Source organism: Leptolyngbya sp. 7M, from assembly GCF_018128485.1.
The window spans coordinates 5,302,089-5,328,338 of sequence record NZ_CP070897.1; the positions used below are offsets into that span (position 1 = coordinate 5,302,089).

General features: G+C 49.7%; 33 protein-coding genes. 17 read left to right on the forward strand and 16 right to left on the reverse strand.

Annotated features, from left to right (window positions below):
• The first annotated feature begins 37 nt into the window (after nt 1–37).
• Complete coding sequence (locus JVX88_RS27690) at nt 38–382, forward strand: hypothetical protein (RefSeq protein ID WP_211621786.1); 345 nt, start codon at nt 38–40, stop codon at nt 380–382.
• A 963-nt stretch (nt 383–1,345) separates the two neighbouring features.
• Here JVX88_RS27690 and JVX88_RS41165 read toward each other — a convergent pair.
• From JVX88_RS41165 to JVX88_RS41170, 4 genes are all read right to left on the reverse strand, one after another.
• Nucleotides 1,346–2,002 (reverse strand): type II toxin-antitoxin system VapC family toxin, encoded by a 657-nt coding sequence (locus tag JVX88_RS41165; protein ID WP_263975275.1) that lies wholly within the window; start codon nt 2,000–2,002, stop codon nt 1,346–1,348.
• On the reverse strand, nt 1,999–2,280 hold the full coding sequence (locus JVX88_RS27700; RefSeq protein WP_211621788.1) for a hypothetical protein: 282 nt from the start codon (nt 2,278–2,280) through the stop codon (nt 1,999–2,001). Before JVX88_RS27700 ends, JVX88_RS41165 begins: the two co-directional genes overlap by 4 nt.
• A 106-nt stretch (nt 2,281–2,386) precedes the next feature.
• A complete protein-coding gene (locus JVX88_RS27705) occupies nt 2,387–2,593 on the reverse strand; it encodes a hypothetical protein (protein ID WP_211621789.1) in 207 nt (68 codons plus the stop codon).
• Nucleotides 2,593–2,721 carry a hypothetical protein gene (locus JVX88_RS41170; protein ID WP_263975276.1) on the reverse strand — a complete coding sequence of 43 codons (129 nt, stop codon included), beginning with the start codon at nt 2,719–2,721 and terminating at the stop codon, nt 2,593–2,595. The genes JVX88_RS27705 and JVX88_RS41170 overlap by 1 nt, the downstream gene beginning before the upstream one ends.
• Before the next feature lie 159 nt (nt 2,722–2,880).
• On the opposite strand from JVX88_RS41170, the gene JVX88_RS27710 reads away from it, so the two are divergent.
• On the forward strand, nt 2,881–3,066 hold the full coding sequence (locus JVX88_RS27710) for a hypothetical protein (protein ID WP_035999744.1): 186 nt from the start codon (nt 2,881–2,883) through the stop codon (nt 3,064–3,066).
• 2 nt (nt 3,067–3,068) lie between these two features.
• Here the strand turns inward: JVX88_RS27710 and JVX88_RS41175 are convergent, their stop codons facing one another.
• Both JVX88_RS41175 and JVX88_RS27715 read right to left on the reverse strand, forming a co-directional pair.
• Nucleotides 3,069–3,200, reverse strand: a complete 132-nt coding sequence (locus JVX88_RS41175) for a hypothetical protein (protein WP_263975277.1) — start codon at nt 3,198–3,200, stop codon at nt 3,069–3,071.
• A 166-nt stretch (nt 3,201–3,366) separates the two neighbouring features.
• On the reverse strand, nt 3,367–4,938 hold the full coding sequence (locus JVX88_RS27715; RefSeq protein ID WP_410503803.1) for an ABC transporter ATP-binding protein: 1,572 nt from the start codon (nt 4,936–4,938) through the stop codon (nt 3,367–3,369).
• Here JVX88_RS27715 and JVX88_RS39205 point away from each other — a divergent pair.
• The 3 genes from JVX88_RS39205 to JVX88_RS27725 all read left to right on the forward strand — a co-directional run bounded on the left by JVX88_RS39205 (nt 4,864) and on the right by JVX88_RS27725 (nt 6,484).
• Entirely contained in the window at nt 4,864–5,022 is a 159-nt protein-coding gene (locus JVX88_RS39205; protein ID WP_225931867.1) for a hypothetical protein, read from the forward strand. The genes JVX88_RS27715 and JVX88_RS39205 overlap by 75 nt on opposite strands.
• A 177-nt stretch (nt 5,023–5,199) precedes the next feature.
• Nucleotides 5,200–5,850, forward strand: a complete 651-nt coding sequence (locus JVX88_RS27720) for a hypothetical protein (RefSeq protein WP_211621791.1) — start codon at nt 5,200–5,202, stop codon at nt 5,848–5,850.
• 247 nt (nt 5,851–6,097) lie between these two features.
• The gene (locus tag JVX88_RS27725; protein ID WP_211621792.1) at nt 6,098–6,484 is read left to right on the forward strand and encodes a calcium-binding protein; all 387 of its coding nucleotides are present in this window, start codon (nt 6,098–6,100) and stop codon (nt 6,482–6,484) included.
• Here JVX88_RS27725 and JVX88_RS27730 read toward each other — a convergent pair.
• Complete coding sequence (locus JVX88_RS27730; RefSeq protein WP_211621793.1) at nt 6,468–6,704, reverse strand: hypothetical protein; 237 nt, start codon at nt 6,702–6,704, stop codon at nt 6,468–6,470. The two genes, JVX88_RS27725 and JVX88_RS27730, sit on opposite strands and share 17 nt — an antisense overlap.
• A 368-nt stretch (nt 6,705–7,072) precedes the next feature.
• Between JVX88_RS27730 and JVX88_RS27735 the strand changes: the two genes are divergently transcribed.
• The 5 genes from JVX88_RS27735 (at nt 7,073) to JVX88_RS27755 (ending at nt 12,548) form a co-directional block, all read left to right on the forward strand.
• Complete coding sequence (locus tag JVX88_RS27735) at nt 7,073–7,954, forward strand: MBL fold metallo-hydrolase (protein ID WP_211621794.1); 882 nt, start codon at nt 7,073–7,075, stop codon at nt 7,952–7,954.
• A gap of 543 nt (nt 7,955–8,497) precedes the next feature.
• Nucleotides 8,498–9,712 carry a response regulator gene (locus tag JVX88_RS27740; RefSeq protein ID WP_211621795.1) on the forward strand — a complete coding sequence of 405 codons (1,215 nt, stop codon included), beginning with the start codon at nt 8,498–8,500 and terminating at the stop codon, nt 9,710–9,712.
• A 93-nt stretch (nt 9,713–9,805) separates the two neighbouring features.
• Nucleotides 9,806–10,606 carry a TldD/PmbA family protein gene (locus JVX88_RS27745; protein ID WP_263975278.1) on the forward strand — a complete coding sequence of 267 codons (801 nt, stop codon included), beginning with the start codon at nt 9,806–9,808 and terminating at the stop codon, nt 10,604–10,606.
• Nucleotides 10,607–10,665: 59 nt separating this feature from the next.
• The gene (locus JVX88_RS27750) at nt 10,666–11,400 is read left to right on the forward strand and encodes a DUF3153 domain-containing protein (protein ID WP_211621796.1); all 735 of its coding nucleotides are present in this window, start codon (nt 10,666–10,668) and stop codon (nt 11,398–11,400) included.
• 14 nt (nt 11,401–11,414) lie between these two features.
• Nucleotides 11,415–12,548 (forward strand): acyl-CoA dehydrogenase family protein, encoded by a 1,134-nt coding sequence (locus JVX88_RS27755; protein WP_211621797.1) that lies wholly within the window; start codon nt 11,415–11,417, stop codon nt 12,546–12,548.
• A gap of 368 nt (nt 12,549–12,916) precedes the next feature.
• Here JVX88_RS27755 and JVX88_RS27760 read toward each other — a convergent pair whose 3' ends face one another.
• Both JVX88_RS27760 and JVX88_RS27765 read right to left on the reverse strand, forming a co-directional pair.
• A complete protein-coding gene (locus tag JVX88_RS27760; protein ID WP_211621798.1) occupies nt 12,917–13,981 on the reverse strand; it encodes an LLM class flavin-dependent oxidoreductase in 1,065 nt (354 codons plus the stop codon).
• 85 nt (nt 13,982–14,066) lie between these two features.
• The gene (locus JVX88_RS27765) at nt 14,067–14,405 is read right to left on the reverse strand and encodes a phosphopantetheine-binding protein (RefSeq protein ID WP_211621799.1); all 339 of its coding nucleotides are present in this window, start codon (nt 14,403–14,405) and stop codon (nt 14,067–14,069) included.
• Between the two features lie 415 nt (nt 14,406–14,820).
• On the opposite strand from JVX88_RS27765, the gene JVX88_RS27770 reads away from it, so the two are divergent.
• The 4 genes from JVX88_RS27770 (at nt 14,821) to JVX88_RS27785 (ending at nt 17,185) form a co-directional block, all read left to right on the forward strand.
• Nucleotides 14,821–15,252, forward strand: coding sequence for a hypothetical protein (locus tag JVX88_RS27770; protein ID WP_211621800.1), 432 nt, complete (start codon nt 14,821–14,823; stop codon nt 15,250–15,252).
• 28 nt (nt 15,253–15,280) lie between these two features.
• Nucleotides 15,281–15,883 (forward strand): GNAT family N-acetyltransferase, encoded by a 603-nt coding sequence (locus tag JVX88_RS27775; RefSeq protein ID WP_211621801.1) that lies wholly within the window; start codon nt 15,281–15,283, stop codon nt 15,881–15,883.
• 27 nt (nt 15,884–15,910) lie between these two features.
• Nucleotides 15,911–16,189: an ester cyclase gene (locus JVX88_RS27780; protein WP_211621802.1), complete on the forward strand. Its 279-nt coding sequence runs from the start codon at nt 15,911–15,913 to the stop codon at nt 16,187–16,189.
• 201 nt (nt 16,190–16,390) lie between these two features.
• On the forward strand, nt 16,391–17,185 hold the full coding sequence (locus JVX88_RS27785; protein ID WP_211621803.1) for an alpha/beta fold hydrolase: 795 nt from the start codon (nt 16,391–16,393) through the stop codon (nt 17,183–17,185).
• Between the two features lie 567 nt (nt 17,186–17,752).
• Here JVX88_RS27785 and JVX88_RS27790 read toward each other — a convergent pair.
• The 3 genes from JVX88_RS27790 to JVX88_RS27800 all read right to left on the reverse strand — a co-directional run bounded on the left by JVX88_RS27790 (nt 17,753) and on the right by JVX88_RS27800 (nt 21,089).
• Nucleotides 17,753–19,207: an SBBP repeat-containing protein gene (locus JVX88_RS27790; protein WP_211621804.1), complete on the reverse strand. Its 1,455-nt coding sequence runs from the start codon at nt 19,205–19,207 to the stop codon at nt 17,753–17,755.
• Nucleotides 19,208–19,591: 384 nt separating this feature from the next.
• The gene (locus JVX88_RS27795; protein ID WP_211621805.1) at nt 19,592–20,593 is read right to left on the reverse strand and encodes a diguanylate cyclase domain-containing protein; all 1,002 of its coding nucleotides are present in this window, start codon (nt 20,591–20,593) and stop codon (nt 19,592–19,594) included.
• A gap of 115 nt (nt 20,594–20,708) precedes the next feature.
• Nucleotides 20,709–21,089 carry a sensor histidine kinase gene (locus JVX88_RS27800; protein WP_211621806.1) on the reverse strand — a complete coding sequence of 127 codons (381 nt, stop codon included), beginning with the start codon at nt 21,087–21,089 and terminating at the stop codon, nt 20,709–20,711.
• Between JVX88_RS27800 and JVX88_RS27805 the strand changes: the two genes are divergently transcribed.
• Nucleotides 21,040–21,993, forward strand: a complete 954-nt coding sequence (locus tag JVX88_RS27805; RefSeq protein ID WP_211621807.1) for an SAM-dependent methyltransferase — start codon at nt 21,040–21,042, stop codon at nt 21,991–21,993. The two genes, JVX88_RS27800 and JVX88_RS27805, sit on opposite strands and share 50 nt — an antisense overlap.
• Here the strand turns inward: JVX88_RS27805 and JVX88_RS27810 are convergent.
• A complete protein-coding gene (locus tag JVX88_RS27810) occupies nt 21,965–22,339 on the reverse strand; it encodes a hypothetical protein (RefSeq protein WP_211621808.1) in 375 nt (124 codons plus the stop codon). The genes JVX88_RS27805 and JVX88_RS27810 overlap by 29 nt on opposite strands.
• Nucleotides 22,340–22,363: 24 nt before the next feature.
• Here JVX88_RS27810 and JVX88_RS27815 point away from each other — a divergent pair, with 24 nt between their 5' ends.
• Complete coding sequence (locus tag JVX88_RS27815) at nt 22,364–22,636, forward strand: DUF1295 domain-containing protein (RefSeq protein WP_211621809.1); 273 nt, start codon at nt 22,364–22,366, stop codon at nt 22,634–22,636.
• Nucleotides 22,637–22,842: 206 nt separating this feature from the next.
• On the forward strand, nt 22,843–23,889 hold the full coding sequence (locus JVX88_RS27820) for a D-alanine--D-alanine ligase family protein (protein ID WP_211621810.1): 1,047 nt from the start codon (nt 22,843–22,845) through the stop codon (nt 23,887–23,889).
• Nucleotides 23,890–24,229: 340 nt separating this feature from the next.
• Here the strand turns inward: JVX88_RS27820 and JVX88_RS27825 are convergent, their stop codons facing one another.
• From JVX88_RS27825 to JVX88_RS27830, 3 genes are read right to left on the reverse strand one after another with little or no spacing between them, the layout of a single operon-like run.
• Nucleotides 24,230–24,544 (reverse strand): class I SAM-dependent methyltransferase, encoded by a 315-nt coding sequence (locus JVX88_RS27825; protein ID WP_211621811.1) that lies wholly within the window; start codon nt 24,542–24,544, stop codon nt 24,230–24,232.
• A 17-nt stretch (nt 24,545–24,561) separates the two neighbouring features.
• Entirely contained in the window at nt 24,562–25,857 is a 1,296-nt protein-coding gene (locus JVX88_RS39220) for a thioester reductase domain-containing protein (RefSeq protein ID WP_225931191.1), read from the reverse strand.
• Nucleotides 25,754–26,122 (reverse strand): thioredoxin family protein, encoded by a 369-nt coding sequence (locus JVX88_RS27830; RefSeq protein WP_225931192.1) that lies wholly within the window; start codon nt 26,120–26,122, stop codon nt 25,754–25,756. The genes JVX88_RS39220 and JVX88_RS27830 overlap by 104 nt, the downstream gene beginning before the upstream one ends.
• Nucleotides 26,123–26,250 lie beyond the last annotated feature (128 nt).

The window sequence follows — 26,250 nt, forward strand, 5'->3', positions numbered from 1 at the left end:
ACAAAAAGCACCTACACTGGCGGCTGGTGTACTTCCAATGGAACTTCCTGTTGGTGTGACAACCTCGACGCTGTTCGAACTAGAACTGATGGGATCAGAATTGGCAGCGCTAGAACTAGCAGAACTAGCAGAACTGGAACTGGTGGAACCAGAACTAGCAGTGGCAGTAGAGGTAGCTGTACTGGCAGTTGGTGTAGTGGCAGTTGGTGCACTGGCAGTTGTTACAGTAGCTGTGGTTGCGTCGGTTGCGACGACAGTGGGTGCAGCCGTAGTTGTAGCAGCCGTAGTTGCAGAGGTTGTAGACGTGGTGCTCGGAGCAACAGTACTCGTTGTTGAGGGATCGATTGATGTATTAGAACTCACAGGCGGCGAATTTAGCTGAGAGGACAAAGTGGAATCTGCTGCGGGGGCGGGAGCAGAAAATTCGTTTGTTTGAGCTGAACCTACAGCGGTGCTAGGACCAGTCGAATTAGAATGGACCGCAGTTGTGGTTGCAGCCGTGTTAGTGGTGGAATTACTCTGGGGCTGAGTTTCTGATGCACTGGAACTTGGAGGCGAATTTGAATCGGTGGGGGATTGTGGATCAACAGATGTTAAAACCGTCATAAAGAGTGCTCCAAAAAATCAGCGATCGCAGCAAGACAGCTTGCAGAAGACCCTGAAAAGCGGATGATCACCCTTGTATATAAAATTCGTTCTCAGAGGAATCAACCTCGGTATCTGGTTTAATGTCACAAGAAAACTAGCACTTCACTGCCTTCAAACTTGAACAGTGAAACGTCTAACCTTTCTATGCAATCCAAAAGTTGATGCACGCTCCCTGAAGCGTTTTCTCATGGATAATGGGATTCTTACGTATCAAGTTGCCATACAAACCCAGATTGTACGTAGGAGCATGTACAAAATTTATCGAGATTTCATAGTCATACGGAAAGTATAAGTTCAGGGTAAACCTTATTACATTTAGACAGGGGTTCGTCAGGCCATCAACAGCAAGTTGCTAATTAAATTACTGTAAACTTTACTTTGTAGGCATGATAAATCAGGGAACTAACTCAAAGCGGTGTGTGAATCTAAGGATGGTTTTATATAAAATTTGTGTAAAGCCGCTGGACTTTGCGTAAATCTGTTGAATAAGCTGTTCCCTAAATGACCAATTTTTGATTAATTCCCTACACCTAGGGCGTATCTTTCAGGTCTGTGCATTTCGAAGTTACGGATTGAAGGTGGTCCGACAATTAGCTCGCTGTCAGCTTGAGTTCTGCCAGATATTGTTCACATAAGTAGATCGTGTTCACATAAGTAGATCGCAAGCACTGTCGTTCGGAAAGCAGTTTGATGCGATTCATACACCTGGTACCACTACTAAACTACTGTGATAGCCAATGAAAGGTAAATTCATAGTTTCTCTCTCGGCTAACGAGCGACAAATATTGCGAAAAATTATCCGAGATGATAGTACTTCCGCGTCCGAAATTAAGATTGCTCGTGTTCTGCTCAGATCAGATATCAACAACCGTGGTAGACGTTGGACGGACAAAGCGATTGGAGAGACATTTGATGTCAAGCCTGCTTTTGTCAAACGGGTGAAAAAGCGTTTTGTCAGAGATGGTCTAGATTCTACTAAATGTTTGTCATATGCCAGAGCTTCTAAAATCTTTTTCTGCTGCATAAAGCAGAACGAGGCGCAGTCTGTATGGCTCCAGGCTTGATCAGGACGTTGGATATAGAGCTTGAGAGCTTGTTGAAACAGATCAGGAGTTTGAGCAACAATCTCAATCGCAGAATTTTCCTGAGCACTCTGAATCAATGCGGCGGCTGCCTGTCTGAAGAAATTACCGCGTTTGGCAAAATGATTCAGAACTTCGGTAAATACCATTTCGGTAGTACAAAACTGTTCTTGAGCTAAAGTGATGCTTAGACTAACAGCAGTTGAATGGAGCGTGTCTTGAGGATCGAGTAGGGCAATCCAGTACCCAGTATCTGCAAAGATGGTTTTCATTCCTCGACCTTGGGCGCACCATAGAGATAGTGGTCATGATTGATGGAGCCATCATGGGGGAGCTTGTCCCATTCTTCAGCAGGGATCTGAGCCTGAATCTGCTTGACTCGTTCTAAAAGATCGAGAATACCACTACTTTGGGGTTCAGCAGAGGCCTGCTGAGTCGTTGCTTTGGCCTGATAGCGTTGTTTGATAAACAGGCAAAAGTCAAGGATTTCCTCAACTAGTGAATCGGGGGCTTGGGCGATTTCTTTGATCAGCTGTTCTCTTATCGTCATTGGTTTGTCCTCCAGGCTTTCTATCTCTCCTCATGATGACCCAAGTTGGAGTTAATCAATAGGTAGGCGCAATTAGTTGGAGCCTGTCCCAAGCAATTTGTAGCCTCTAATTCTCCAACCTTAATTGCCGCACAATTTCCTCTGCCAGGTTCTTCGACCAGAGTGCCTCAAACGGACAGAGGATCTGGCGATTCTCCGGCGACAGCCAAACCAGCGCGTCTTCCACATCGGCGAGGCGATAGGTCTCGTTCAGCAGGATGCAGGTGAGCAAACGATGCAGAATCACGGCCTGCTCGTCGGTAAGCACAATCATCAGTTTCCTCCTTGGTCGTGTTTGGCCAAGATAACCAAAGCTTTGTCGATATCGCGGACTTTGATGCTGCGCAGCGTGGTCAGCAGCGAGCGAATCAAGACGACTTCATCGTCGGAGAGGGTAATCATGGTTCTACTCCATAGGAATTTAACCCAGACAGCGTAAAGGAGCTGGGCGTTTTTTGAGCTGAAAGCATCATACAAGAAGAATCAATTGCTGGCAATTGCCTTATAGCCATATATGCAAATCGCCTTCACCGTTATTTTGCATAAGAGAAAATAGGGCTTATGCCAAAACGTAAGCCCCAAGTCAGGATCTATGTGTCTGAGGATGTGGATAAGCTCCTCAAAATCATTGCTGCTGTCAAAGAAATTTCAGTCAATGCGCTAATGAACGAAGCAATTGAGGACTATCTAAACAAGCCAGAGATTCAGCAGATTATCGACAAGCATCGCCTAGATGAGTTGGATTGAGATCAGGTGTCTGGACCAGATTGCAGCTTGGCTCGGATTTGATCAGCCACCTGTCGCAAGATCTCAACCCCAATTTCATCACCAATGGCGGCTGCCGCATCAAGAGAGCGCAGTCTGTATCCCCTTGTCGCCATTGAGCTTTGACATAAATATCAAGAAGTTGTGTCCCTGGCTATATTGGCTGTATCTGGCATAAATAGCAAAAGAGCGGATTCACAGCCTACTAAATTCAATCTGTAATATCTGCTGCTTTTGTAGCTCTTTTTCAAAAAAGCCGTTTTAGTTACCAGCTTCCATCAACTAGGCAATCAACTCACCTGTTTCCTGCAGTGTATGCAGACGGTGATAGATGCCACCGTGATTCAACAACTCGTCGTGGCTACCAACTTCGATAATCCGCCCTTGGTCCAGCACCACAATTTTGTCTGCTTCTCGCACGGTGCTGAGTCGGTGGGCAATGATGATGGTGGTACGAGTGCCCAGAATACTACGCATAGCAAGTTGAATCGTCCGCTCCGACTCGTAGTCCAAGCTAGAAGTGGCTTCATCAAACACTAGCAGATCAGGATTCATCAACAGAGCGCGAGCAATTCCCAATCGCTGCCGCTGGCCACCCGATAGACGCACCCCTCGCTCGCCGACAATCGTCTTGTACCCCTTGGGTAACAACCGCACAAATTCATCCACCCGGGCAATCGCACAAGCCGATTCAATTTCGGTCATGGATGCTGTCGGGTTGCCGTAAACCAGGTTATCAAGCAGCGTTCCGTTGAAGATATCCACCTCCTGATGCACAATCGCCAACCGTTTGCGGTAGCCGGTAATATCGAGCTGTCGAATATCCTGACCGTCGATCAAAATTCGACCGGCGTTGGGATCAAAATAGCGGAACAGCAGTTTCACCAGCGTGGACTTGCCTGAGCCGGACCGTCCTACTAGAGCCACGGTTTGATTCGGTTCAATCAGCAAGTCAATGTTCTGCAACACTGGGCGATCGGCGTCGTAGCCAAAGCTGAGCTGATCAAAATGCACCTTACCCGTAAACTGGTACTGCCGCACGGCGGCGGGGTATGCCTCGGCTTGTTCCAGCAGGGCCGCATCGGTGCCAGAGGGCAGTTCCATGAATTCGTGCAATCGTTGCATCGAGGCATAGCGACGGGCGAACACTTCGGCAAGCTGGCTAATGGGTTCGAGTTCGGCATAGGCCATGCTAGAAATTGTCAGCACCGTGACAAAATGCCCCAGGGAAATCTGCCCCCGCACCGTGGCCCATAGGGTTAATGCCAGCACCGTAAACACCGACGACTCGATCACCAAACGCTGCCAGGAAAACAGCTTGGTATAACCTTTGTGGATGCCGTAGTTGAGGAAAGTAAACTCTCGCTGGATGCGGCGTTTTTGGTGGTTTAGTTCTGCAGCTTCGGTAGCAAATGCCTTGACGGTTTTGATGTTTGTAATAATCTCCGACGTGCGACTTTCCGTATTCTCTTCGTGCTTATCCAGGATTTCCTCCTTCTTCATCAAACGAGTCAGATTCTTCAAAGTGAAGCTGAGAATGAAGATAAATGAACAGAGAAACAGTATTGCGATCCGCCATTCAATCAGCAGAATCATCACAAAAATCCCAATTACGCGAATGATTTTAGGAATCATTTGCCCAGCAATTTCAGGATAGGTCCAGGTATGGTTTGATAAACCTCTGGCAACACGTCCAGAGACACGGCCTGGATTATTTTCATCATAAAATTCCAACGGCAGGGTCAGAACTTTCCTAATCGCTTCCAGGGTGTGATCTCGTTGACAGACCCCGTACCGGAGCAGCCGCCCGCCCAGCCGGCACCCGAACAGCCACCCACCACCGGAGAAGCCCAGCCCAGTGATCCGGCTCCCTCGCAACCTGAAGCACCGAACAACGTTGGGTCGGGATCGGTTCAGACTTCGGAAGTGAGTTACTAATTGCAGGGACACTTCAAAAAGCGACATCCTAACTCGGTGATTTTCCTGAAATCGGCAATTTGCCTTTGGAATCAGTAGACAGAACGAAAGAAAACCTGAACGTCACTCTAATTTTGCTTCATCGTTTTGTGTTCGTATTGTCTACCGATTATCCACAACGTTTCAGGAAATATAGCAATGAAATTAGGTTATGTGATTGGTGCGTTGGCTGGTGTGGCGGCTGGTGTAGCCGGAACCTGGGGAATGAATGAGTACTTCTCGATTAAATCTGACCTTCAGGCTGTTCAGCAATCTACCGTAGTCCAAGCTACTCCTCAAACTAAAGCAGCCCAGCCTACATCTCTTCAACCATCTGTGGCTCAGTCTCCTGTAGCTCAGCCTACTGCGGCTGCCGTGCCCAACTTTGACGATCTGCCCTTATGCGATCAGCTTGATGCCATTGCTAAGGCGAGCAAAAGTGTAGCTCAGTTCATCGCCGACTCCGGACGGTATGGCCAATTTGCAGCCCATGTGTCAGCGAACTGTAGCTGGCATTCCGAGCAATTGGCGAAGGCTAATGCCATTTTGAATCCGCCGGTTGTGCCAACTCGCGTTGTAGTGCAGTCCACTACGGTTCAAAGTGCGGCTCCGTCACGCCCATCTGCACCCAGTCGCCCCTGGAATAACTGCAATGGCATTCAGGAACCTGGCGAATCCTATAGCGCGGCCTGTCATGGGGCGCAACTGAGAAATGACAGCACCTGGGGCCGTCGCGATCCGATCGATCAGCGTCGTCGAGACCCGCATACTGGTGCATGGCCTAGTCCTAATGGGTATTCAGCGAATTAAAACAACAGACATGCAGGTTGGCCGCTTTAATGATTCCACCGATCACCCGATCGGGTGAAATTGGGTGAAATCATCTCCTGTCTCCGATTTCTATCCTGAAGCTTAAATTCATCAGCCGTAGACACAGATAGAAAAGACACAGATAGAAAACTGACTTTGTGAACGTTACTTCAGGACGCCCCAACCGCATCCCGCTACAAACGATTGGATGCAAATAACTCTGTTTTTACGAATCAAGGTGGGAACAATGTCACACATTCCAGGTTATGTATTTATTGGTACACCCGCTAACGATTGGATTGAAGGCTCGCCCTACGATGATTTACTTGATGGATTAGCAGGGGATGACGTTTTATTGGGCGGTGCTGGCAATGACGATATGTACGGCGGCAATGGCGCAGATTGGATGGAAGGGCAGTCCGGTCATGATCTGCTAGTTGGCGGCTACGGCAATGATGTGTTGCTGGGTGGAGACGGCGATGATCTGCTCGCTACCGGCAATCCCCAAGCTTTCTCTTCTTCAGGACCCATTCCAACGAATGAGGTCGATCAGCTCTATGGCGGTAGAGGACGCGATCTATTTGTGATTGAGTCCGACTATATCGGCAGCGGTCGGTTTATAATTCACGATTGAGCTGCACCGCCAACCGATTCACCGTTTGTTGCCCGTGCCACCACGATAGCCAGCCGATCAAGGCCACCACCACTACGATCTGGATCAGGCTGGGAACTGTCAGCAGAATGCGAATCGGAATCTTCTGGAAGCAGCCAATTCCCGACCATTTGCCAGCAGACTTTAAGGAAGGAACATCACGACGCAGCATGAAATCAGCGAAGTTGCTCAAGAGGTTCATCACCTGCTTTCACAGCTACAGGCGACTAATCCGTTGAAATTCAGATGAAATTGATCAGGCGTATGGCTAAACCGAAAACTGCTGGGAACGAAAGATAGACGATCGGCGCAGATTTTCTGTAGGTGAATTTGGTGACTCAATTAATGTCTCGTTGCTAGTGGGTAGAATGACACCCTGCACAATCAAGTTTTAATTCCAAATGCTGATTTCGGATCCTTTTACTCAGCCAAATAGACTATCTAGGGAAAGTGCAGAACTGGAGTAGACATGAGGTTAGAGCAGGTTAGAGCACCCAATCCGTGAAAGATTCTCCACAATAGAGTTAGATCCTACAGAATAACTGAATTTTGGGTAGGAGCGAGATTGACATGGCTCACTTAACACAACGCCGTCCCGAAAACACGGAAGGCGATTTCTACGTCGATTCCACCTGCATTGATTGCGATACCTGCCGCTGGATGGCACCAGAAGTATTCTACGAAATTGGCGATCAGTCGGCGGTTTATCATCAGCCAACTAATCAAACCGAACGCCTACGGGCAATGCAGGCGCTGCTATCCTGCCCAACCGCATCGATTGGAACGATCGAAAAACCAAGTGATATCAAACAAGCCCAGGACAGCCTACCAATTCAGTTGGCCGAGCGAGTATACCACTGTGGCTATCATGCCGAACGGTCTTTTGGAGCCGCGAGCTATCTGATTCAGCGCCCCGAAGGTAACGTGCTGGTTGACTCCCCCCGGTTTGCACCACCCCTGGTCAAACGTTTGGAACAGCTCGGAGGCGTGCGCCACCTCTACCTCACTCATCGCGACGACGTGGCCGATCATCAGAAGTTTCATCAGCATTTTGGTTGCGAGCGGATTTTGCATCAGGATGAAATCAGCAGCAGCACTCGCGATGTTGAAATTAAACTCACTGGCTCAGACCCAATTCAATTTGCTCCGGATTTGCTGATTATTCCGGTGCCCGGTCACACCAAAGGCCACACGGTTCTGCTTTACGACCAAACGTTTCTGTTTACCGGCGATCACTTGGCTTGGTCCCCGCAGTTGAATCATCTTTATGCCTTTCGCAGTGCCTGCTGGTACTCCTGGACTGAATTAACGCACTCCATGCAACGCTTAGCCAACTACTCGTTTGAATGGGTGCTTCCCGGCCACGGACGCCGCTTCCACAGCGACCGAGCTACAATGCGGCAGCAAATGCAGCAATGCCTAGCCTGGATGGAAGGGAAAGGGAAGTTTTAAGCTTTAAGTTTGGGGGGGCAGCCGCAGTTTGAGTAAGAAGGCAACGAAGTCAGGTGGGGTGAACTGGTGTAGGGATGATAGGGTGAAAGGGATGTGATTGCCCCGATTGCCCATGGATATTAGCGGCACTTGGCTTGGAACCTACTACGTAGCTCGCGTTAAATTAGGATGACAATCAGTATCTTTACTAATTCTTCACCTTGAACAACGCTTTGCTAGTTTGTCGATGAACTGATTAATTTTACCCTGTGAAAGTGCTTGTTAAGTTTTTTATCTAATTTCATGATTACTAATCGTTTACTGGAATAAACCTTAAAACCCTATTGAACCAAAGCTCAAGCGATTAAACTCAGCCGATTTGCTCAATCCGATTGCTAATGGCGGTGTAAAAGCATTTCAAGCTATTAGCTTGAGCACTAAAGTTAGCTCGGCGGATCATCTGTACATCGAGCAGGTGATGAATGCATCCTAAGCCTAAATGCGATTGAACACTCTTAGATGAAATAACAGATTAAATATTCAATTTTTGCAGTATGCAATACGATGATTATTCCAAAATCGTTCAGCTTTACGCAATTTAAAAATGCAGCATTTATTACAGTTGAAAGTATCGATGCTTTGAAAAATCAACTTCAATTTTGTCACCACGAGAAGTTCACTGGTCAATTGAATCTGCAACTTCAATCGCTTCAAGAGATGTGGAGCTTGTATTTCGAGAAGGGGTATTTGATTTGGGCAACAGGTGGAGTGCATCCAGTTCGTTGCTGCTATAGACAATTGTTACAATGTGGCTTAATATCACCTGCACCAAAGGATGTAACAAAGGATAACCTTTGGAGCAAAGATGAAGCATTGGCACGACTGATGCAAGATCAGCTTCCGCCAAACGATATGAATTCGATTGTTCGAGGTCTGATTCGAGAAATCTTGTTCGATCTTTACCGGCAGTGGGCACGCTTTCCCTACTCTAAGCTTCAGATGAAGTTTAGCTATGCTGATGAAAAGTTCCAGCCAACCGTGAGTGGGATTCCAGCTGATGAAATTTGCTTACAAGCATTACAGGACTGGCGAGCATGGCAGCAGAATGGATTGGCCGGTTACTCTCCTAATCAAGCTGCCTTAATTTGGGATGCGAAAGGGCTACAACAACAGATTTTGCCAAACACCTACCAAACTCTTGCTGCTATGCTCAACGGACAGCAGACATTAAGGGATATAGCGGTTCAATCAAACAAAAGCGTATTAACTTTGACAAAAGTACTAATTCCCTATATTGAACAAGGACTGATCAAATTAGCAGAGATTGCAGACCTACCGCTACCGCGGGCGCCTTTGTTGTCACAGTTGACACAGCCATTTTCTGGTTCTTCCTTCAGTTCAGACTCATTAGCAAAGATGCCTCTAATTGCTTATGTCGATGATCATGAAGAAGATGGACAAAAAATGTATGAAATTCTCAGCCAATTAGGCTATAGCTGCATTCATATTCAGGATCCACTTCAGTCATTGCCACTTTTGCTTGAGCATAAACCTGACTTAGTCTTTTTAGATTTAGTGATGCCAATTATTAATGGGTATGAAGTCTGCGCTCAAATCCGTCGTGTTTCAAAATTTAAAGACATACCGATCATAATTCTTACTAGCAGCGATGGAATTGTCGATCGAGCCAGGGCAAAATTCGTTGGCTCAACCGGTTTTCTAGCCAAACCTATCAAGTTTCACAGAGTCCAAGCTGTACTACAAAAATATTTACCCTAATGCTCCTCAAGAACGGTCAGAATTGCCACCAGCCAGGATGTCTATGCTGAGCGCACCAGCCATACGACCAGTACAAGCCTGTCGGGTAACTGGGTGCGGGGCGAAGACTTCTTGCAGGCTGGCAGCTCGGATGTGGCACGAGACCGTCAGCCCGATTATGACCAGATTCTCAATCGAGTGTTGCAAAAGTTTCGCTGGGCTGAGCAAAGTGCCACGATCAGCAGTGGCTCCTTTCCGGTGTTGTTTACGCCTAGAGCCGCTGCCATCACCCTCGGCTGGCTGTTTTCATCGGTGCTATCAGGGCAATCGGTGGTGCAAAAAGCCTCGCCGCTGGCTGAAAAAGTCGGAGAAACCTTGTTTGATCCTCGCCTGACGCTGTTTGAAGACCCCAATCTAGGCGTGAACGCCTGTAGTTTTGATGACGAGGGTACGCCGACTAGCCGCAAGGCATTTATCGAGCATGGCACGGTAATGGGTTTCTACTGGGACCGGCGCTGGGCCGCACGAGCAGGGCTAGCTTCAACCGGCAACGGCTTTCGCGGTGGGTTATCCCGCCCCAGTCCGGGGACGGTGAATCTGTGTATGGCTCCCGGTAGTACTGCGACCGCAGCAATGATTTCTGGCATCAAAGAAGGACTGATTGTGGATCAGGTGCTGGGAGCCGGACAGTCGAATCAGCTGGCGGGCGAGTTTTCCGTCAATCTAGATCTGGGCTATAAGGTGGAAAACGGCGAAATTGTTGGGCGCGTCAAAAACACAATGGTGGCAGGCAGCATTTTTGAAGCCTTTCAGCATCTAGTCGATCTGGGTGATACGCCCGAATGGGTTGGTGGCCGAGCCTATCTACCGAGTCTGTTGTTTGAACAGCTTGGGGTGGCGTCGCGGCAAGGGTAGAGCGTAAAGTTTTGAGTTTTGAATGATGTATTACGAACTACAAACTACGAATTGATCTTATGGGTACCGCGCGTTTACAGCGTTTACATCGGTCAGCTGCGAAACGAACAGCGACTCGCCCTAGTTTGCCGCGCATCGTGATTTACTGGCTGATAAAACTGCGATTGCTCTGGCTTATTCTAGTGGCGTTTCTGTTTCTTTCGGGCTGTGTGCGCTATGACGTCGGTCTTAGCTTTGCTGATGCCAATCACGGTAGCTTGGTGCAGCAGGTGCATCTTAGCCAGCAGCTCACGGGGGTGAGTCGGGCAACGGCCAATCTCTGGCTCGACCGGCTCACCGAACAGGCGCAGCAGCTAGGCGGGACGGTAAAACGCTCGACTGAACAGGATCTGGTGATTACGATTCCGTTTTACAACGCTAAAGATCTAACCACAAAGTTTGATCGGTTTTTTCAATCTGTCACCTCAACTGAAGCCAAGCCGCGTTCTTCCCTGACGGATTCTACATCAGGTTCGCCTACATCGCATTTGCAAATCCGTACCAGCAATTTGCTCCTGTGGCAACGCCATCGCTTGGAGTATGACTTGGATTTACGCTCGCTGGTGGTGCTTCCCGAAGCTAACAATGCTGCAACGTTGTTGGTTAACCCTCAAGATCTGCTGGCGCTCAATTTTAGCCTGAACACTCCCTGGGGTGCGCAGACTCTGCCGGATTCCCTAGCGGCGCGTTCCTTAACCGTCCTTTTTGCCATATTCTTCAATTCAAAACTCAACTTGCTACAGTTTTCTCAGTGATTTTAGAGAAGCTTATGTCGTCTTGTTTGAATCAACCACTGCTGTTGGAGCAGTCTGTACTGGACAGAGCTGCCGCTTTTTTGCAGACCGTCGTAGCTCCAACAGCTGCCCGCTTGGACATGGATCCACAGGCATTGCAGCAGGCATTCAGCGAACTGGGTGAGCAGCAGCTCCTCGCCTTACGGGTTGCACCAGAGTGGCAGGGAACGGGAGTCAATGAACTCACCTTTCGTGCATTTCAAGAATTGACGGCCCGATATTCGGGTGCTCTCGCCTTTCTGCAAACCCAGCATCAAAGCGCAGCAGCAAGATTGGCCCAAAGCAGCAATGAGTCGTTGAAGCAGAAGTATTTACCCTACATGGCAACGGGCCAAAAGCGGATTGGCTTGGGGTTTTCCCAACTGCGACGAGCAGGTGAACCCGCAGTGAAAGCCATACCCAGCAGCAATGGATATTATGTGAGTGGGAATGTACCCTGGATTACCGGCTTTGGCTGTTTTGAGCAGTTTATTCTCGGTGCAGAGCTGCCTGATGGACGGGCGCTGTTTGGCTTGGTGCCCCTACGGGATGAAACAATGAACGGTGGCCGGATCGCGCTGAGTCAACCCTTGCAGTTGGCGGCAATGGCATCCACTAATACGGTTACTGCCCAATTGACCAACTGGTTCTTACCAGTTGATCAAGTACTTGATCAGAAGCCCGCTGATTGGATTCACCAAAGCGATCGCAGTAACGTGTTACATCACGGTTTCTTTGCATTGGGATGCGCGCAAGCTGGGTTAGATATCCTGGCAGCCGCTCCAGCTCAGTCGGTTATTACTGAGACGCTGATGGCCCTAGCACAAGAATTGGAAACCTGTCGGTTGGCCATGTATCAGGCGCAGGCAATCGGCGATACAGGTATGCATCGGCTTGATCTACGCGCTTGGTCTATTGATTTAGCAGTCCGGTGTGCCCATGCGGCTATAGCGGTGTCACGTGGCTCTGCTAATTACGCTAACCATCCGGCCCAGCGCGTCTATCGAGAAGCACTGGCATTTACGATTTTTGGTCAGACCACAGCGGTGATGGCAGCAACGTTGAAGCGATTAACGCGCTGCATGGATCAAGTGATGGATCAAGTGCAGGTGCAGGCAATTCAGCCATAGAGCAGTGCTGTGATCGCCTCCAATCTCTTAACCCATCGTTTAACGGTTTCTAAACCAACCTGGGCTGTCTCTTAAAGCTGCTGTGGGATGCTGTGAGCGCAAACAAATTGTCATGTTGCAGCATTCTATACAGAAGTTATGACAGATACCACACTTAAAGGATTTGCGTCCCTACCCGCAGACACATTTGCAGCGGGTCCTGCGGCGGGTAAAGCTGTGTCTGCCAACGGTCGAACCGGCCCATTTAACCAGGGTCAGCCCGTTCAAGGATTTAGTGCCGTTCAGTTCGCCGATCAGAACACGTACTGGTTCATGGCTGACAATGGCTTTGGGTCCAAAACGAACAGTGCGGATTTTTTGCTGCGGATCTATCGGGTTGAGCCTAATTTTCGCGATCCGGAGCGCTGCATCAACTGTTTCAGATAAGGCAATCCTGCCATGACAGAGTCTGAGTTTTGGACAAAATCAATCAAACAGGCAATCTCATCGACGCCCACTTGCCGAGCTTGTTCGACAAATTCCTGACAGCTTTCTGGGGTGCCAATCAGCGATCGGCCATTCATAAATCCTTCTACACCAAATTCCAGCAGACTATCAATATCGTCTTCAGAGAAGTTTTTCAGACTAACATTTAATCCCATTCCTTTAGCTAAATTTTCTAGTAGATCATAGTGGTTCTTTAAGTAATCACAAAATGGCTGCTTAACTTGTGATTTGACTGTAGCCAGATCTGCGCCCAGAAATGTATGTGTCATCATCGCTACTGTCCCTGCCTGTGGATCGTGGCCCTGTCGCTGTCGTGCCTCGCGGTATAGCCGAATTTTAGGCGCAAGGCTGTCCAAGGTACTACCCAGCAGCGACGTTAGCACATTCGCGCCTAGTTTGCCTGCTTCAATGAAAGTCTCATTCGATTGACAGGTAATCCAGATGGGTAACTCTGGCTGAATTGGTTTGGGGAGGGTTTGAATCGTAAATGTCTTACCGGCACTGTCCTGTCGTTCAATCGACTCACCGCGCCAGAGCCGCTGAATTGTATCAATGTCACGCCACATAACGGCTTTGCGGTTGGTATGCCGTTCCCGCGATAGGACAAAATCGGCGACGGTCCACCCAGAAGCGAAGGCAATTTCTGCTCGTCCGTGCGAGAGATTGTCAACCATCGCCCATTCCTCGGCAATCCGGATTGGGTCATGCAGGGGCACCACCACACTTCCGGCCCGCAGGCGCACCCGTTGCGTAATCATGGCGAGCGCGGCGCTGGTAATGGCTGGATTGGGATAAAGTCCTCCAAAGGTGTGAAAGTGGCGTTCCGGAGTCCAAACGGCAGTGAATCCGTGGCGATCGGCAAACTGGGCACTTTCCATTAGTAACCGATACTTATCGGTTTGTGTACTGGACCCATCTCCGTCAAAATAGAATAAACTGAATTCCATGAGTTTCTCCTATCTACTTTAGCTATTACCGACTGTTTGTTTATAAGAATGAGCGATACTATTAGTTTGTTTTTTCTAAGTTTTTCTAAGTTTTTTCTAAACTCACATTGACCTCATCACTATCCATCTGTTCGATTTGCGTCAACAGGTACGCCATTGCCTGAAGGTCGGTAGAGGAATCTGCTTTGGCTTGATTGTCCGTAATAATCTTGGCGATGCCTGCCACGGTAGGTGACTCAAACAAAAACTCCCGCATCGGCAACTCTACCTGATAGGTTTCTCGCAGACGGGATACGGCTTGAATCGCCATCAATGAATCGCCGCCCAACTCAAAGAAATTATCGTGGATGCCGATGGTCTCGATACCGAGCAGGGACTGCATCGCCTCCGCAACAGTGTGCTCGATTTCGTTACGCGGTGCCACATAGGCCGTCGAGAGTGGGGGACGACTGTGCTGGGTTACTGCCGATTGCTGATTCGATTCAATATTTACACCATTGGGTTGACCAGAAGCTGAACTTGTGAGTGAACTTATAGCTGAACCTATAGATGAACCTATCCGAAGAGACTGCTGGATGCGAAACTTGATCTGCGTGGCTTCTTTGGATTAGATGAAACCATTTCAGCCGGTTATCAAGATCTGAGTTGGCAATTAAACGTCAAGGGAAACGCAACTCCGGAACAGTTTCAGCAAGTGTATGAAGCAACGATGGCTGCATCTCCTAACCTGTGGAACTTGGCCCATCCGGTACCGATCAAGCCTGAGTTACGAGTTTTGTGATTTCTGAGATGCCTTTCAACCTGCTAAGCCCGTCTGGGCAGCTAAGCTAGGAGTAGCCATGAATTACACACGACTGATCGTAACCTCTGTTGCCATTTTTATCTTTGCTCTGCTTTGGAATGGGCTAATTCACGCTGTGGTTCTCCAGGATGCGAATGCTGCCCTAGTGAACGTGGCTCGGCCTGCCGCTGAACGCAACATGGGATTAGCACTTCTCTTAACCGCTGGATTGGCTTTCCTGTTTGTTTGGAGCTATGCGTATACAGCTCAACACGGCACATTGCGCGAAGGCATAGCTCATGGTTTATTCTTTGCCGTTCTTGCAGGATTTCTAGTGAATTTGAATCAATATATATTGTATCCGTTACCCGCATCTTTAGTGATGAAATGGTTTGTCTCAGGACTAGTGGAATTCTGTATCTATGGCGGCCTGGCAAGTTGGCTCTATCCGATCAAAAGGATAACTGCTCATTCTGACGAACGCTATTAAGCATATGCTTTAGGAGAAGTATGATTCTATGAATCTGACAACTAATATGAAAATACAATTTCGCCCTGCTCAAAAATCAGATTGTCGTACCATCGCATCTCTCTACAGTATTTCGTCGGATGGAGTTGCTGATTACATTTGGACAAAACTGGCTCAACCCGGTGAAGACATCCTAGATGTAGGACAACGACGCTATGAACGGGAAAATTCTCTGTTCAGTTATCAAAACTGTACCTTGGCAACTCTAAACGAGCATGGTGTAGAAACCATTGTCGGAATGGTAGTTGCATTTCCCATGATTGTCGATGAGATGGCAGAACCAGAAGATGATCCGGTACTAGCACCCTACAGCAAGCTCGAAGCAGACAATAGTTATTACATCTGTGGTATAGCCTTGTTCCCAGCCTATCGAAATTGCGGCATTGGCACTCAGTTGATGCAGAAGGCAGAAGTTGACGCTGTTGCCAAAGGCTTTACTAAATCAAGCCTGATTGTTTTTGAGCAGAATATAGGTGCTAAGCGGCTGTACGAACGTCTGGGCTATCATGAAATTGCGCGTGAGCCGATTGTGCCACATCCGTTAATTCACTACTCAGGCGATGCCGTTCTAATGGTGAAACAGGTACAATAAACTATGTCTGCTTTGGTCTAGCTGGCAATGTATTCGGAGTTGGATGCTTGCAGGAAAGTCACAGAGAATACCACAGAGAACATCTCGGAGAATAAAAGAATTATTCGAGAGTTCGTTGCGGCAGTCAATCATCAAGACTGGGAAAAGCTGGCTCAGGTCGTGAGTCCTGACTTTGTTCGACATAGCTCGGCAGCTGGCCAGCCCGGAATCAAGAGCCGTGATGGTCTGATCGAGTTCTTGTCTAACGAATTCACCGTCTTTCCTGATGCTCACGAAACCATCGAAGACTTGATGGCCATCGGGTGAGGTGATTGATTGAACCAAAAAGAAATCAAAAAAGAAATCAAAATTGCAATTAAACTGCAAATTCAGCCAACCAGAATAACGATTGAGCTAACTGACAATTAAGTCTGTGAACAGCATGGAGTCTATCCTACGGTACTGGACAAAGACTGAAAAAGCAATTAGCTTGGTCACAGCATTGATTCAAGTCGAGGCTAACCATATTTGTTGGTATCCAGGCAAATTGACTTAGGCGACTATCTGATTTCGTACAAGCACGGAGGGAACGGGCTTGACTCAACTCCGCTGCTGTTTATTCACGGCTGGGGAGTTTCAACTGAACCCTATCAAGAGATTTTGGATCAGTTGGCTCAGCACCATGTTTTAATTGCACCAGATTTGCCAGGAACTGCCGACTCGAAAAGCGCTCAGCCGCTAGAAGATTATCAGAGTTATGCCAAGGCCCTGTTGCTACTGCTCGATGCTCTTAACATTGAGAAGGCTCATGTGATTGGTCATTCATTGGGCGGTGGCATTGCAATTATGATGGCAGCACTTGCCCCTAACAGAGTTAGAAGCCTTGTTTTGGCAAATAGCACGGTGAGGCCAGCTGATCCGCTCTGGGAAATGCTAGTGCGACGGGTGCTTGAAATTCTGATGCAGTTCTCAATTAGTAAGTTGAAGCTGCAACTCATCACCGTTCCTCAGGTCTTACTCCACAATCTTCTATTTAACCCCCATCATCTGATTCATTCTTTCAATCTCGTCATTCGGAAAGACTTGAAGACCTTACTCTCCTTGATTCAAGCCCCCTGCCTAATTTTATGGACAGAGCAGGATTTGACAACGCCAATTACGGTTGCCCATCAGCTACTGGAACGCATTCAGCAATCCAAGCTGGTGACGATACCAGAAGGATTTCACGAATGGTTTTTGTTGCATCCTAAAGAAGCAGCATCAATCATCACAAACTTCATCAATCAGGTTGAGGAAATATCATCGCCAGATTTGACAAATTAGGGGCCTGTCATTATGGCTAGAGCAGTTCAGATCGCCTGTTTTGCGTCATAGCTTGTCTCCACAATTCCTGATCAGTTCCCTGTTGCATGAAGAATGGATAGAACTGTTGTAGAGATATACCATAATCATGCCTAAATCATATTACGTCTCAGGACAAGGGAACGATAACAACACGGGTTTGAGTTCAAATTCGCCCTTCCGAACGCTACAGAAAGCAGCCGATCTGACTCAACCCGGCGATACAGTTTATGTAATGAATGGCACGTATACCTACGCAGATCCCTTTGACAGTGTTCTGAATATTAGAAACTCAGGAACAGCAAATGCTTGGATCACATACAGGGCTTATCCGGGCCATGTTCCTAAACTAAAATCTAATAACTGGAATGCGATTGAAGTGCAGGGAGCAGCCTATATTGTTATTGACGGATTAAAGCTAGAAGGTAACAACAACAACATCAAACTTGGATACGCACTTTCCCAAAAGAATAATCTCGGTAATCCAGCCACATCGGGTAACGGCATCGGCATTCGTCCCTCACGACAGGGACCTAGAAAGAACCCACATCATATCATTATTCGCAATAACGAAATCTCCAAATTCGCGACAGCTTGGGCCGAGTCTAGCCCTGTGCCGCCCACCTGCTTCACCCATTGCAGAGAACCACTGCCGTTGGTGAGGATGTATTTTGCAATAAACCCATCAGCTTCGCCGCCTCCATAGGTGTTGGCAGCCAGACTGCCCGAAGGCAGCGTGCCTCCAGTTTGACCCACGATGTACAGCTCAGAACCGTTGACGGCAATGGCGCGAGCATAGTCAGTTTCTGCACCGCTGCTTAAAGTTTGATTCCACAATAGATTGCCGCTAACCCGATCAAATCCAGCAACAAAGGCATCTCCGCCAGTCAGATCCACATCATTGTTACTCGCCAGACTCAGCGTGGCGTCTGTAATGCCCGTGATGTAAATCGTGCTGTTGGCGACTGTAATTCCCGATGCAGCAGTGGTTTTCGTTTGCCGAAATTCGGCGATACCGTTACGACCAAAACTGCTGACAAGGTTGCCGTTACTGTTGTATTTAGCAATGAAGGCATTCCCTTGACTGAACGGAGCCGGTGCCGCTTGACGAATGCCGGTAACAAAGATGTCATTTCCGTCCAGAAAAATACTCGACGCCGCATCAACAGCGCTGAAACCCAACAATGTACTCTTGATTTCCCGGATCCACTGCTCTTGGCCTGCACTGTTGTATTTCACAACAAAGCCATCGCTATTAAACCCGTTGATTGTGGCTCCTACAACGTAGTAATTTCCAGTGGCGTCAACCGCAATATCCGCAACAGCTGTAGTGCCGGAAAGAGACAAAGCCCGCTGCCATTCCAACGAACCATCTTGCTTATATTTCGTCACAAACCCACTGCCGCTGAACGCATCCGAGGCGGTGCTGACCCCAGCTACGTAGATATCACCCGAACCATCAACCGCTGTACCAAAAGCATAGTCATTACTGCTAGCGCCGAATTGACGAATCCAGGTTGGGCTAGGAAAGGAAGTCGTCGGTGTAGGAGTCGGGGAGGGAGTCGGAGCGGGAATTGCACCCGAACTGACAGACGCATTCAGGCGATAGCGATTGTCTCCTTGACTGCGATAGACCCGTACAAAATAGGTACCGCCATCAAGTAGCAGGGACAGGGTACGACTGCGGCCACTGCTGCGGGCATTCAAGATGTTGATATGCTTTTTAATTTGCTGGCGAGTGAGATTACTGAATGGGGTTCGACTAATGGCTCGGAGTTGTTTGGGCAATCCTTTGAGAGAAAACAACTGAAAGGCCATCTTTGAGCGATTGCCAATTCCGTTTGTACTGAGATTGAGCGTACTGCGGCCTGCGAGTCGAAGTTTATAGAGGTCATCCGGATCTGCTCTGCCGACCGAATCTGAAAAAACTTGTGAATTACTAGTGAGATTACGGATGACTCTAGCGCTCTTGATGGTGTTTTTTGCCCGATCAAAACGTGCCATAATCTAACTTTTCGTGTGACTGAAAACAGATTTAGCAGTAAATGCAGCAAGATTATAAAAAGAATCCGAAACTGATCCTGAATTGGCATCAGTTAAGGTATTCCTTCACAGGATTACTGCAAGATGTTCAGTCTAGCAAAGGCAAAGACGGGTTTTTGTGATTTCTCTAGAGACTTCGCAGGATGTTTACAATCTTGGCTATTCTGCTTTGCCTGATTGGTCCTAATCGACTTGAGTAAACTAGAGTAACTGGAAATGGCTAATCTTCACAAACGAAATTTGCTACAGAAAATGAATGAATCTAAAGGAAAAAGGTGTGAAAGCAGTTATATACCAAGAAATCGGTGACAAATGAACACAACAGCACAAAATAAGCGAGGTGCATTACCTAGTTTCCTTAACAAGCAGCGCTGATTTGGCAGGAATTTGCATGGTAGGGTCAAAGACCTGAAAGCGGCCCTTGCCCTGAGCCTTAGCGCAGTACATGGCGACATCGGCATCGCGCAGCAACTCTTCTGGACGGTCATAGCGTTTGAGACCCAGAGAATTGAGCGTAATCCCAATGCTAGCTTGGGAATAAATCTCCATCTCCTCGATCTGAAAGGGGCGTTCTAGTTGGGCTTGAATCTGCTGCACAGTTGCAATAACTGCTGTAGTATCTTTTACATCTTCCAGCAAAATTGCAAACTCATCGCCCCCCAAACGGGCGACTACACCGGGTGATTGTGGGCATGATTTCAGGGAGTGTTGGAGTCGTTGTGCCACCTGCGTGAGCAATGCATCACCAATTACATGACCGAAACTATCATTGATCAGCTTGAAGCGGTCGAGGTCAATAAACAGCACCGCATAGAGGTGATTGGAGGGAGGCTGCTCGATCAGCTGCGCCAAGCGCTGAATGAACCAACTGCGGTTGGGTAAATCCGTGAGAGGGTCGTAGTAGGCAACGCGCATCAGGGCTTGCTGGGCTTGCTGCAGTTGCTGCTGCTGCGCTCGGATTGCTTGAACTGACTGCAGGGTCTTCTGAATCGTGAGTTCGAGGTCTTGGAAGTCGATGGGTTTGGTGAGAAAGTCGAAGGCTCCCTGGTTCATCGCCTTGCGGATGTTGGGAATGTCTCCATAGGCCGAAATCACAACAGCTTTTAACGTTTTGTCAATTTCGGCAAGGCGGCCCAACAGAGTGAGGCCATCCATTTTGGGCATGTTGATGTCGGTGAGCACCATATCCACTTGGCTACCGGATTGTAGCCATCTCAGTGCCTCTACACCATCGGCAGCAAACAAAAAGTCGAACTCCTGAGCCTGGATCTTTTTGCGAAAGCGCTGTCGAATCAAACGCTCCAACTCCACCTCATCGTCAACAACTAGGATTTTTGCAGGTGTCATACCAGCTCGCTTACTATCCAATCAAATCACGAAGAGGCGAGGGGGCAAACCTACCACTCCATCGTGTTTAGCTATACACTCCTTCTGAGCAATAAACATTCGAAAAATTACGGAATTATAGGGGCAGCGTGACGATGAATTCCGTGAAACTACCCGGCTCAGAATTAACACTCAGCGTGCCGTGATGCTGGCTAACAATCACATCATAAGTAATTGAAAGCCCCAATCCCGTTCCTTCGTTGGCTTTGGTCGTAAAGAACGGGTCGAATACCTTAGTTAGAGCATCGGATTCGATACCAATGCCGTTGTCCCAAATTTTGATTTCGATTTGATCAACGAATTTGCGAGTCGTAATGGCAATCCTTGGTGTGTGGGCTGGGTTTTGTTGCTGTTGTTTGTAAACAGCATAGCAGGCGTTGGCGGCGCTGACGGGTGTGCCGTCGCGCGTGGCGTACTGGCTGGCGCGCAACACGCGCTCGGGCTCGCGTCGCAACATCGTCGCGCACTACGACCTCTCCAACGAGTTCTTCTCCACGTTCCTTGATCGCGGGATGGTGTACTCCTCGGCGTTCTACCGCTCGGGGGCCGAGTCGCTCGAGGCGGCGCAGGTCGAGAAGATGGATCGCGCGTGCCGGAAGCTGAGGCTGTGCGCGGACGATCACCTGCTGGAGATCGGGACCGGTTGGGGCTCGCTGGCGGTGCACGCGGCGTCGCGATACGGCTGCCGCGTGACGACGACGACGATCTCGGACAAGCAGTACGAGGCGGCCACGCGGCGCGTGGAGGCGGCGGGGCTGTCGGAGCGGGTGCGGGTGGTCCGGCAGGACTACCGGGACCTCGGGGGCACCTACGACAAGCTGGTTTCGATCGAGATGATCGAGGCCGTGGGTCGCGAGTACCTCGGGACGTTCGTCGGCAAATGCTCTTCGCTGCTGAGCCCGCGCGGGCTGGCGCTGATCCAGGGGATCACGATCCGCGACCGTCTGTACGCGTCGGCGTCTCGAAGGGTCGACTTCCTGAAGAAGTACATCTTCCCCGGGTCCTGCCTCGTCGGCAGCGAGGCACTAACGAGGGCCGTCGCTCGGCACGGGGATCTCGAGATCGTGCACGCCGAGCACTTCGGGGAGCACTACGCCCGGACCCTGTCGGACTGGCGTGGCGCGTTTCTCGCCAACCTGGGCGTGGTGCGCCGGCTCGGATACGACGATCGCTTCATCCGGATGTGGGACTATTACCTGGCGTACTGCGAGGGCGCGATGCGTGCGAGGCGCACGGGTGTGGCGCAGTGGCTGCTGGCCAAGCCCCATGGACGCGGAGGATCCGCGCTGACGTGGGGGCCCGACTGGGGCGACGCCACGCGGCAGGGCATCGTCAGCCCCGCGGGCGTGGATCGGGCGTGAGCACGGCGGCAAGCGTCCGGCGTGAGCGGGCACGCCAGAGGAGCCAGGCGAGGGCGGCGAGGCTGCCGGTCAGGAAGAGCGCGACGCCCCAGGCCAGCCCGCGAGCGCAGGATCGCTCCACGACGCCGATGAACAGGGCGATGAACGCGAAGGCGATGTAGATGTCCACGATGATCGCGACCCCCCACATCGATGAGACCAGCCAGGCCACACCCTGCGTGAGGTTCTTCTCGAGCCCGGCGGCGACGATCGCGGCGACCAGCACGAGGCCCAGCACCATGAACGAGGCGATGGCGGCGAGCAGGCCACGGGAGATGGGAACGGACGGGCGCTGGCGTTCGGCCATGGGGCGGTGCTCCGGGAGGTCGCGATGACGCTGACGATCGGCGTGCAACTTCTGGTGATTCTTGGGGCGTCTGCGGCGATCTTCGCGGCCCTCTGGGCGGTGCAGGTGCGCACGCGCGACGCGGGCGTGGTGGACGTGGGATGGTCGGGGTGCCTGGGGCTGGCCGCGGTGTTCTGCGCGCTCACGGGCGAGGGCGACGCGACCCGGAGGCTCATCGTCGGGGTCATCGGCGGTGTGTGGGGTCTTCGGCTGGCGTGGCACCTGCTCAGTGATCGCGTGCTGATGCACCACCAATAATGACTAAGGGGCCTCGCTTTTGCTCAGATGCCATATCGGTTCCTCCGAAACTGTATTTGTAATAACATAATCGTCTACTTTAAGCGTTGGTATAGAACCGGGACATCACCACGAGGGTAGAGCTTACTTCGCTTCTCAATGACACGAAACTTAAAGACAAGGTATGATACGCTATCTGCGATCAGGCTGGGTCAGAGGAGAAAGGTATGGTACTGCGCGTTGGAGTATTGTTCGGTGGCTGTTCAGGCGAGCACGAAGTTTCAATTTGCTCTGCCCAAGCGATTACTCAAGCACTTCTGGACGCTGCCAATCAAGGCAATTATGAGATAGTTCCTTTCTACATTCAAAAGAATGGGCTATGGCAAACAGGAGAGTTGGCGCAAACGGTCCTAGAATCTGGAGTGCCGGCTGATAAGGCTGCGGTAGATGCATCGCTTTGGATGTTTCCGGCAGAGGTGGCGCAGGTCGATGTCTGGTTTCCCATTCTGCATGGTCCCAATGGGGAAGACGGCACTATTCAGGGATTGCTGAAGCTGATGCAGGTACCATTCGTGGGCTGCGGTGTTTTGGCCTCGGCGATTGGTATGGACAAACTGGCTATGAAAACAGCGTTTGCCCAAGCTGGATTGCCCCAGGTTAAGTACCTTGCCGTCAATCGGAGTGAAGTTTGGTCCAATCCCTGTGTGTTCCCCAAGCTCTGTGACCAAATTGAAGCCGCCCTTGGCTATCCTTGTTTTATCAAACCGGCAAATCTCGGCTCATCCGTAGGTATTGCTAAAGCACGTACCCGTTCAGAATTGGAAGCAGCTCTAGACAGCGCGGCGAGCTACGACCGACGACTAATCGTAGAAGCAGGGGTAATGGCCCGTGAGGTGGAATGTGCCGTGTTGGGCAACGACCAACCTAAAGCTTCTGTGGTAGGTGAAATCATCTTTGACAGCGATTTTTACGATTACGAAACAAAATATACAGCAGGTAAAGCAGATTTGCAGATTCCGGCGATGCTACCAGCTGAAGTTATCAACCGCATTCAAGAAATGGCAGTACAGGCATTCAAAGCGATTGATGGTGCCGGTATTGCTCGTGTAGATTTCTTTTATGTCGAAGCGACTGGAGAAATTTTGCTTAACGAAATTAATACGATGCCCGGTTTTACAGCAACCAGCATGTATCCCCAACTTTGGGCAGCTAGCGGCATTTCATTTCCTGCTTTGGTCGATCAGCTGGTGCAGTTGGCACAGGAACAGCGCTAGCCTAGCAAATCAGACTGAGCATCGTTCTTCTCTGCCCGTACTGGTCACATCCTCAGGAAGAGCGTAGAATGATATTGACCAAAAATAATTCGTGTGTGAGCGAGTAGCTGGCAAGAGGCGATCTGAGATGATAGTCTGAGAAAGTCTGAGAAACTGTTACAGCAGCTTTTTGTAGTTCTTTGTGCATCCCTCAGCAGCCTCTCTTGGGGGAAGGTCTGGGAATCATAATTTCAATATTCAGTTCTATTTGCTTTTTATGAAGGTCTAGCCTATGAGGAGGCAGCAAACTGTTCGCAGCCGATCACGGCAGCCCATCCGACCTTCGCAGGACACCTCCTACTCAGAATTGATCGGGCAAGTGGAAGCGACGGGCATCGGCTAGAACAAATTCTGCCTGAGGAGCGTTCTGATGGGCATAGTCGAGCATGGCTTCGGAGCCGTCCAAGCCAGTCACCGAGTATCCCCGCTGCATCAGTTCCTGCACAAGTTGTCCGGTGCCGCAGCAGAGGTCGAGGAGGCGGGCGTGGGCGGAAAGAGCGGGCAGCAGCAGGGTTTCCAGTGGGCGAATTTGGTTGGCCGAATACTGGGGTCCCATCGTCTGGTTGTAGAGCCAAGCCCAGGTGTCGTATTGGGTGTAGCGATCGTTAGTGACCATGATGGTTCGGGAAGGAGCTAGGGAGTTGGCAGGAGGGAGGCGAGAATCAGGTTTTGCTGAATCAGATGATTGAGGTAGGTGGTGAGTAGATGGGTATCGATGGGGGGACAGGAGATAGGGCTGTGAATCAGGGCTTGGTTCGTGTTTTGGCAATCAAATTCGAGGGACATGGCGCGTTCTGCTTGGGATTGGGTATGACTGGTGGAAAATAAGGGAACAATCGAGTAAAGGGGATGATCAGGGGAATGTTGAGCGATATCGAGAAGTGACTGACGCCACTGGTCGTAGGGAACTGACTGAATGTTATAGTGTCTAGATCGCAGTAAATCAAAGAGCAGGATTGAGGAAATAGGTTGGGGATGGACAAGATGAAAGGCTTTACCAATCGAGTTTTGCTGTTGAGATAGATAGACGATAGCGCGACTAACATAATCAACAGGTAAGAGATTTAACGTTATTTCTGTAGCTGGAACTTGACCAAGCTGAATGCAACCTTGAATCAGTTTGTATAAGAAATCATTATGGTTAAATACACCAGTTTGGCTATGTCCAGAAATCGCTCCGGGACGGTAGATGCAGACGGGTAAACCTCGCGCTTGGGCAGTTCTGACCAGGGACTCAGCTACCCATTTGCTCTGAGCGTACCCTCCAGAAGGAACGGCGTTGGGATCGAGAGGATGGTGCTCGTAGATGACCTGTACGCCTGGTTGGGTGGCGACAAAAACGCTAATCGTGGAAATAAAATGCAGTGGCTTGGGTTTGCCCTCACAGGCGAGCCGTAGAATTTCTTGGGTTCCTAATACATTGGTGGCTTTGAGCTGGGTGTAGGGCAGTGTGTGATGGACCCAGGCTCCGTTATGATAAATGGCGTCGATCTGCGTGGCTAGCGTTTGAAATAATTCGGGTGTTAGTCCTAACAGGGGCCGCGACAAATCCGCCAAAATTGGCACAATCCTGGACTGAATCGGTTGCTCGATGCGGAAGTCAGCAAAGCGCTGCTGGAGTTTCTGCTGGGCCTGGTGTTCGGAGTCGGCCCGGATCAGGCAGTAGATGGTTGCGGTGGTTTGTTGCAGCAGTTCGGCAAGGAGAAACGCTCCCAAAAAACCGGTGGCTCCAGTAAGCAGGATCTGCTGAGGGGAAGTGGCAAGGGCAGCATCTGAAGTTGAGCAAGGACAAATCGCTGGATCAAGGACGGCTTCAGCCGCGAGATCAACTGCAGGGCGGGACTGGGCCGTAAGAAAGGCAAGGATTTCGGGCTTGCGCTGTTTGAGTTGGGCTTGCAGTTCCGGTGTCAGAACGTCCTTCGGTGGCATCAATGACTTTGCCTTGCTGAAACAGACGCAGCGCTGGTACCCCTTCGACCTGACATTGAGCAACCGCTTCTGGATTCGGATCCACTTCCATTTTGACGACTTTGAGCCGATCGTTGTATTGCGTCGCAACTGCCTCGATTGCTGGCGACATTAAGCGACAGGGGCCACACCACGATGCCCAGAAATAAACCAACACGGGTTGGGATGCATCGATCACTTCCGAGGTGAACTGGGGATCAGAGATGACGATAACACTATTGCTCATGTCAAATAGTCATAAAAGTTTAGATTTCCTCTTTCTAGCTTACTGGGCTAGTAGCGCTTATCCCAGTCCTAATCAATTCAATGCAATCACTGGAATAGCTAGACAAAACCCTATCGAAGGTAAGCGAA

What these genes read in the sequence shown, in the direction of transcription:
- JVX88_RS27690 (WP_211621786.1), top strand. Translation starts at nt 38, where the DNA reads ATGGAACTTCCTGTTGGTGTGACAACCTCGACGCTGTTCGAACTAGAA.
- JVX88_RS41165 (WP_263975275.1), bottom strand. Translation starts at nt 2,002, where the DNA reads ATGAAAACCATCTTTGCAGATACTGGGTACTGGATTGCCCTACTCGAT.
- JVX88_RS27700 (WP_211621788.1), bottom strand. Translation starts at nt 2,280, where the DNA reads ATGACGATAAGAGAACAGCTGATCAAAGAAATCGCCCAAGCCCCCGAT.
- JVX88_RS27705 (WP_211621789.1), bottom strand. Translation starts at nt 2,593, where the DNA reads ATGATTGTGCTTACCGACGAGCAGGCCGTGATTCTGCATCGTTTGCTC.
- JVX88_RS41170 (WP_263975276.1), bottom strand. Translation starts at nt 2,721, where the DNA reads ATGATTACCCTCTCCGACGATGAAGTCGTCTTGATTCGCTCGCTGCTG.
- JVX88_RS27710 (WP_035999744.1), top strand. Translation starts at nt 2,881, where the DNA reads ATGCCAAAACGTAAGCCCCAAGTCAGGATCTATGTGTCTGAGGATGTG.
- JVX88_RS41175 (WP_263975277.1), bottom strand. Translation starts at nt 3,200, where the DNA reads ATGGCGACAAGGGGATACAGACTGCGCTCTCTTGATGCGGCAGCCGCC.
- JVX88_RS27720 (WP_211621791.1), top strand. Translation starts at nt 5,200, where the DNA reads ATGAAATTAGGTTATGTGATTGGTGCGTTGGCTGGTGTGGCGGCTGGT.
- JVX88_RS27725 (WP_211621792.1), top strand. Translation starts at nt 6,098, where the DNA reads ATGTCACACATTCCAGGTTATGTATTTATTGGTACACCCGCTAACGAT.
- JVX88_RS27730 (WP_211621793.1), bottom strand. Translation starts at nt 6,704, where the DNA reads ATGAACCTCTTGAGCAACTTCGCTGATTTCATGCTGCGTCGTGATGTT.
- JVX88_RS27735 (WP_211621794.1), top strand. Translation starts at nt 7,073, where the DNA reads ATGGCTCACTTAACACAACGCCGTCCCGAAAACACGGAAGGCGATTTC.
- JVX88_RS27740 (WP_211621795.1), top strand. Translation starts at nt 8,498, where the DNA reads ATGATTATTCCAAAATCGTTCAGCTTTACGCAATTTAAAAATGCAGCA.
- JVX88_RS27750 (WP_211621796.1), top strand. Translation starts at nt 10,666, where the DNA reads ATGGGTACCGCGCGTTTACAGCGTTTACATCGGTCAGCTGCGAAACGA.
- JVX88_RS27755 (WP_211621797.1), top strand. Translation starts at nt 11,415, where the DNA reads ATGTCGTCTTGTTTGAATCAACCACTGCTGTTGGAGCAGTCTGTACTG.
- JVX88_RS27760 (WP_211621798.1), bottom strand. Translation starts at nt 13,981, where the DNA reads ATGGAATTCAGTTTATTCTATTTTGACGGAGATGGGTCCAGTACACAA.
- JVX88_RS27770 (WP_211621800.1), top strand. Translation starts at nt 14,821, where the DNA reads ATGAATTACACACGACTGATCGTAACCTCTGTTGCCATTTTTATCTTT.
- JVX88_RS27775 (WP_211621801.1), top strand. Translation starts at nt 15,281, where the DNA reads ATGAATCTGACAACTAATATGAAAATACAATTTCGCCCTGCTCAAAAA.
- JVX88_RS27780 (WP_211621802.1), top strand. Translation starts at nt 15,911, where the DNA reads ATGTATTCGGAGTTGGATGCTTGCAGGAAAGTCACAGAGAATACCACA.
- JVX88_RS27790 (WP_211621804.1), bottom strand. Translation starts at nt 19,207, where the DNA reads ATGGCACGTTTTGATCGGGCAAAAAACACCATCAAGAGCGCTAGAGTC.
- JVX88_RS27795 (WP_211621805.1), bottom strand. Translation starts at nt 20,593, where the DNA reads ATGACACCTGCAAAAATCCTAGTTGTTGACGATGAGGTGGAGTTGGAG.
- JVX88_RS27800 (WP_211621806.1), bottom strand. Translation starts at nt 21,089, where the DNA reads ATGTTGCGACGCGAGCCCGAGCGCGTGTTGCGCGCCAGCCAGTACGCC.
- JVX88_RS27810 (WP_211621808.1), bottom strand. Translation starts at nt 22,339, where the DNA reads ATGGCCGAACGCCAGCGCCCGTCCGTTCCCATCTCCCGTGGCCTGCTC.
- JVX88_RS27815 (WP_211621809.1), top strand. Translation starts at nt 22,364, where the DNA reads ATGACGCTGACGATCGGCGTGCAACTTCTGGTGATTCTTGGGGCGTCT.
- JVX88_RS27820 (WP_211621810.1), top strand. Translation starts at nt 22,843, where the DNA reads ATGGTACTGCGCGTTGGAGTATTGTTCGGTGGCTGTTCAGGCGAGCAC.
- JVX88_RS27825 (WP_211621811.1), bottom strand. Translation starts at nt 24,544, where the DNA reads ATGGTCACTAACGATCGCTACACCCAATACGACACCTGGGCTTGGCTC.
- JVX88_RS39220 (WP_225931191.1), bottom strand. Translation starts at nt 25,857, where the DNA reads ATGCCACCGAAGGACGTTCTGACACCGGAACTGCAAGCCCAACTCAAA.
- JVX88_RS27830 (WP_225931192.1), bottom strand. Translation starts at nt 26,122, where the DNA reads ATGAGCAATAGTGTTATCGTCATCTCTGATCCCCAGTTCACCTCGGAA.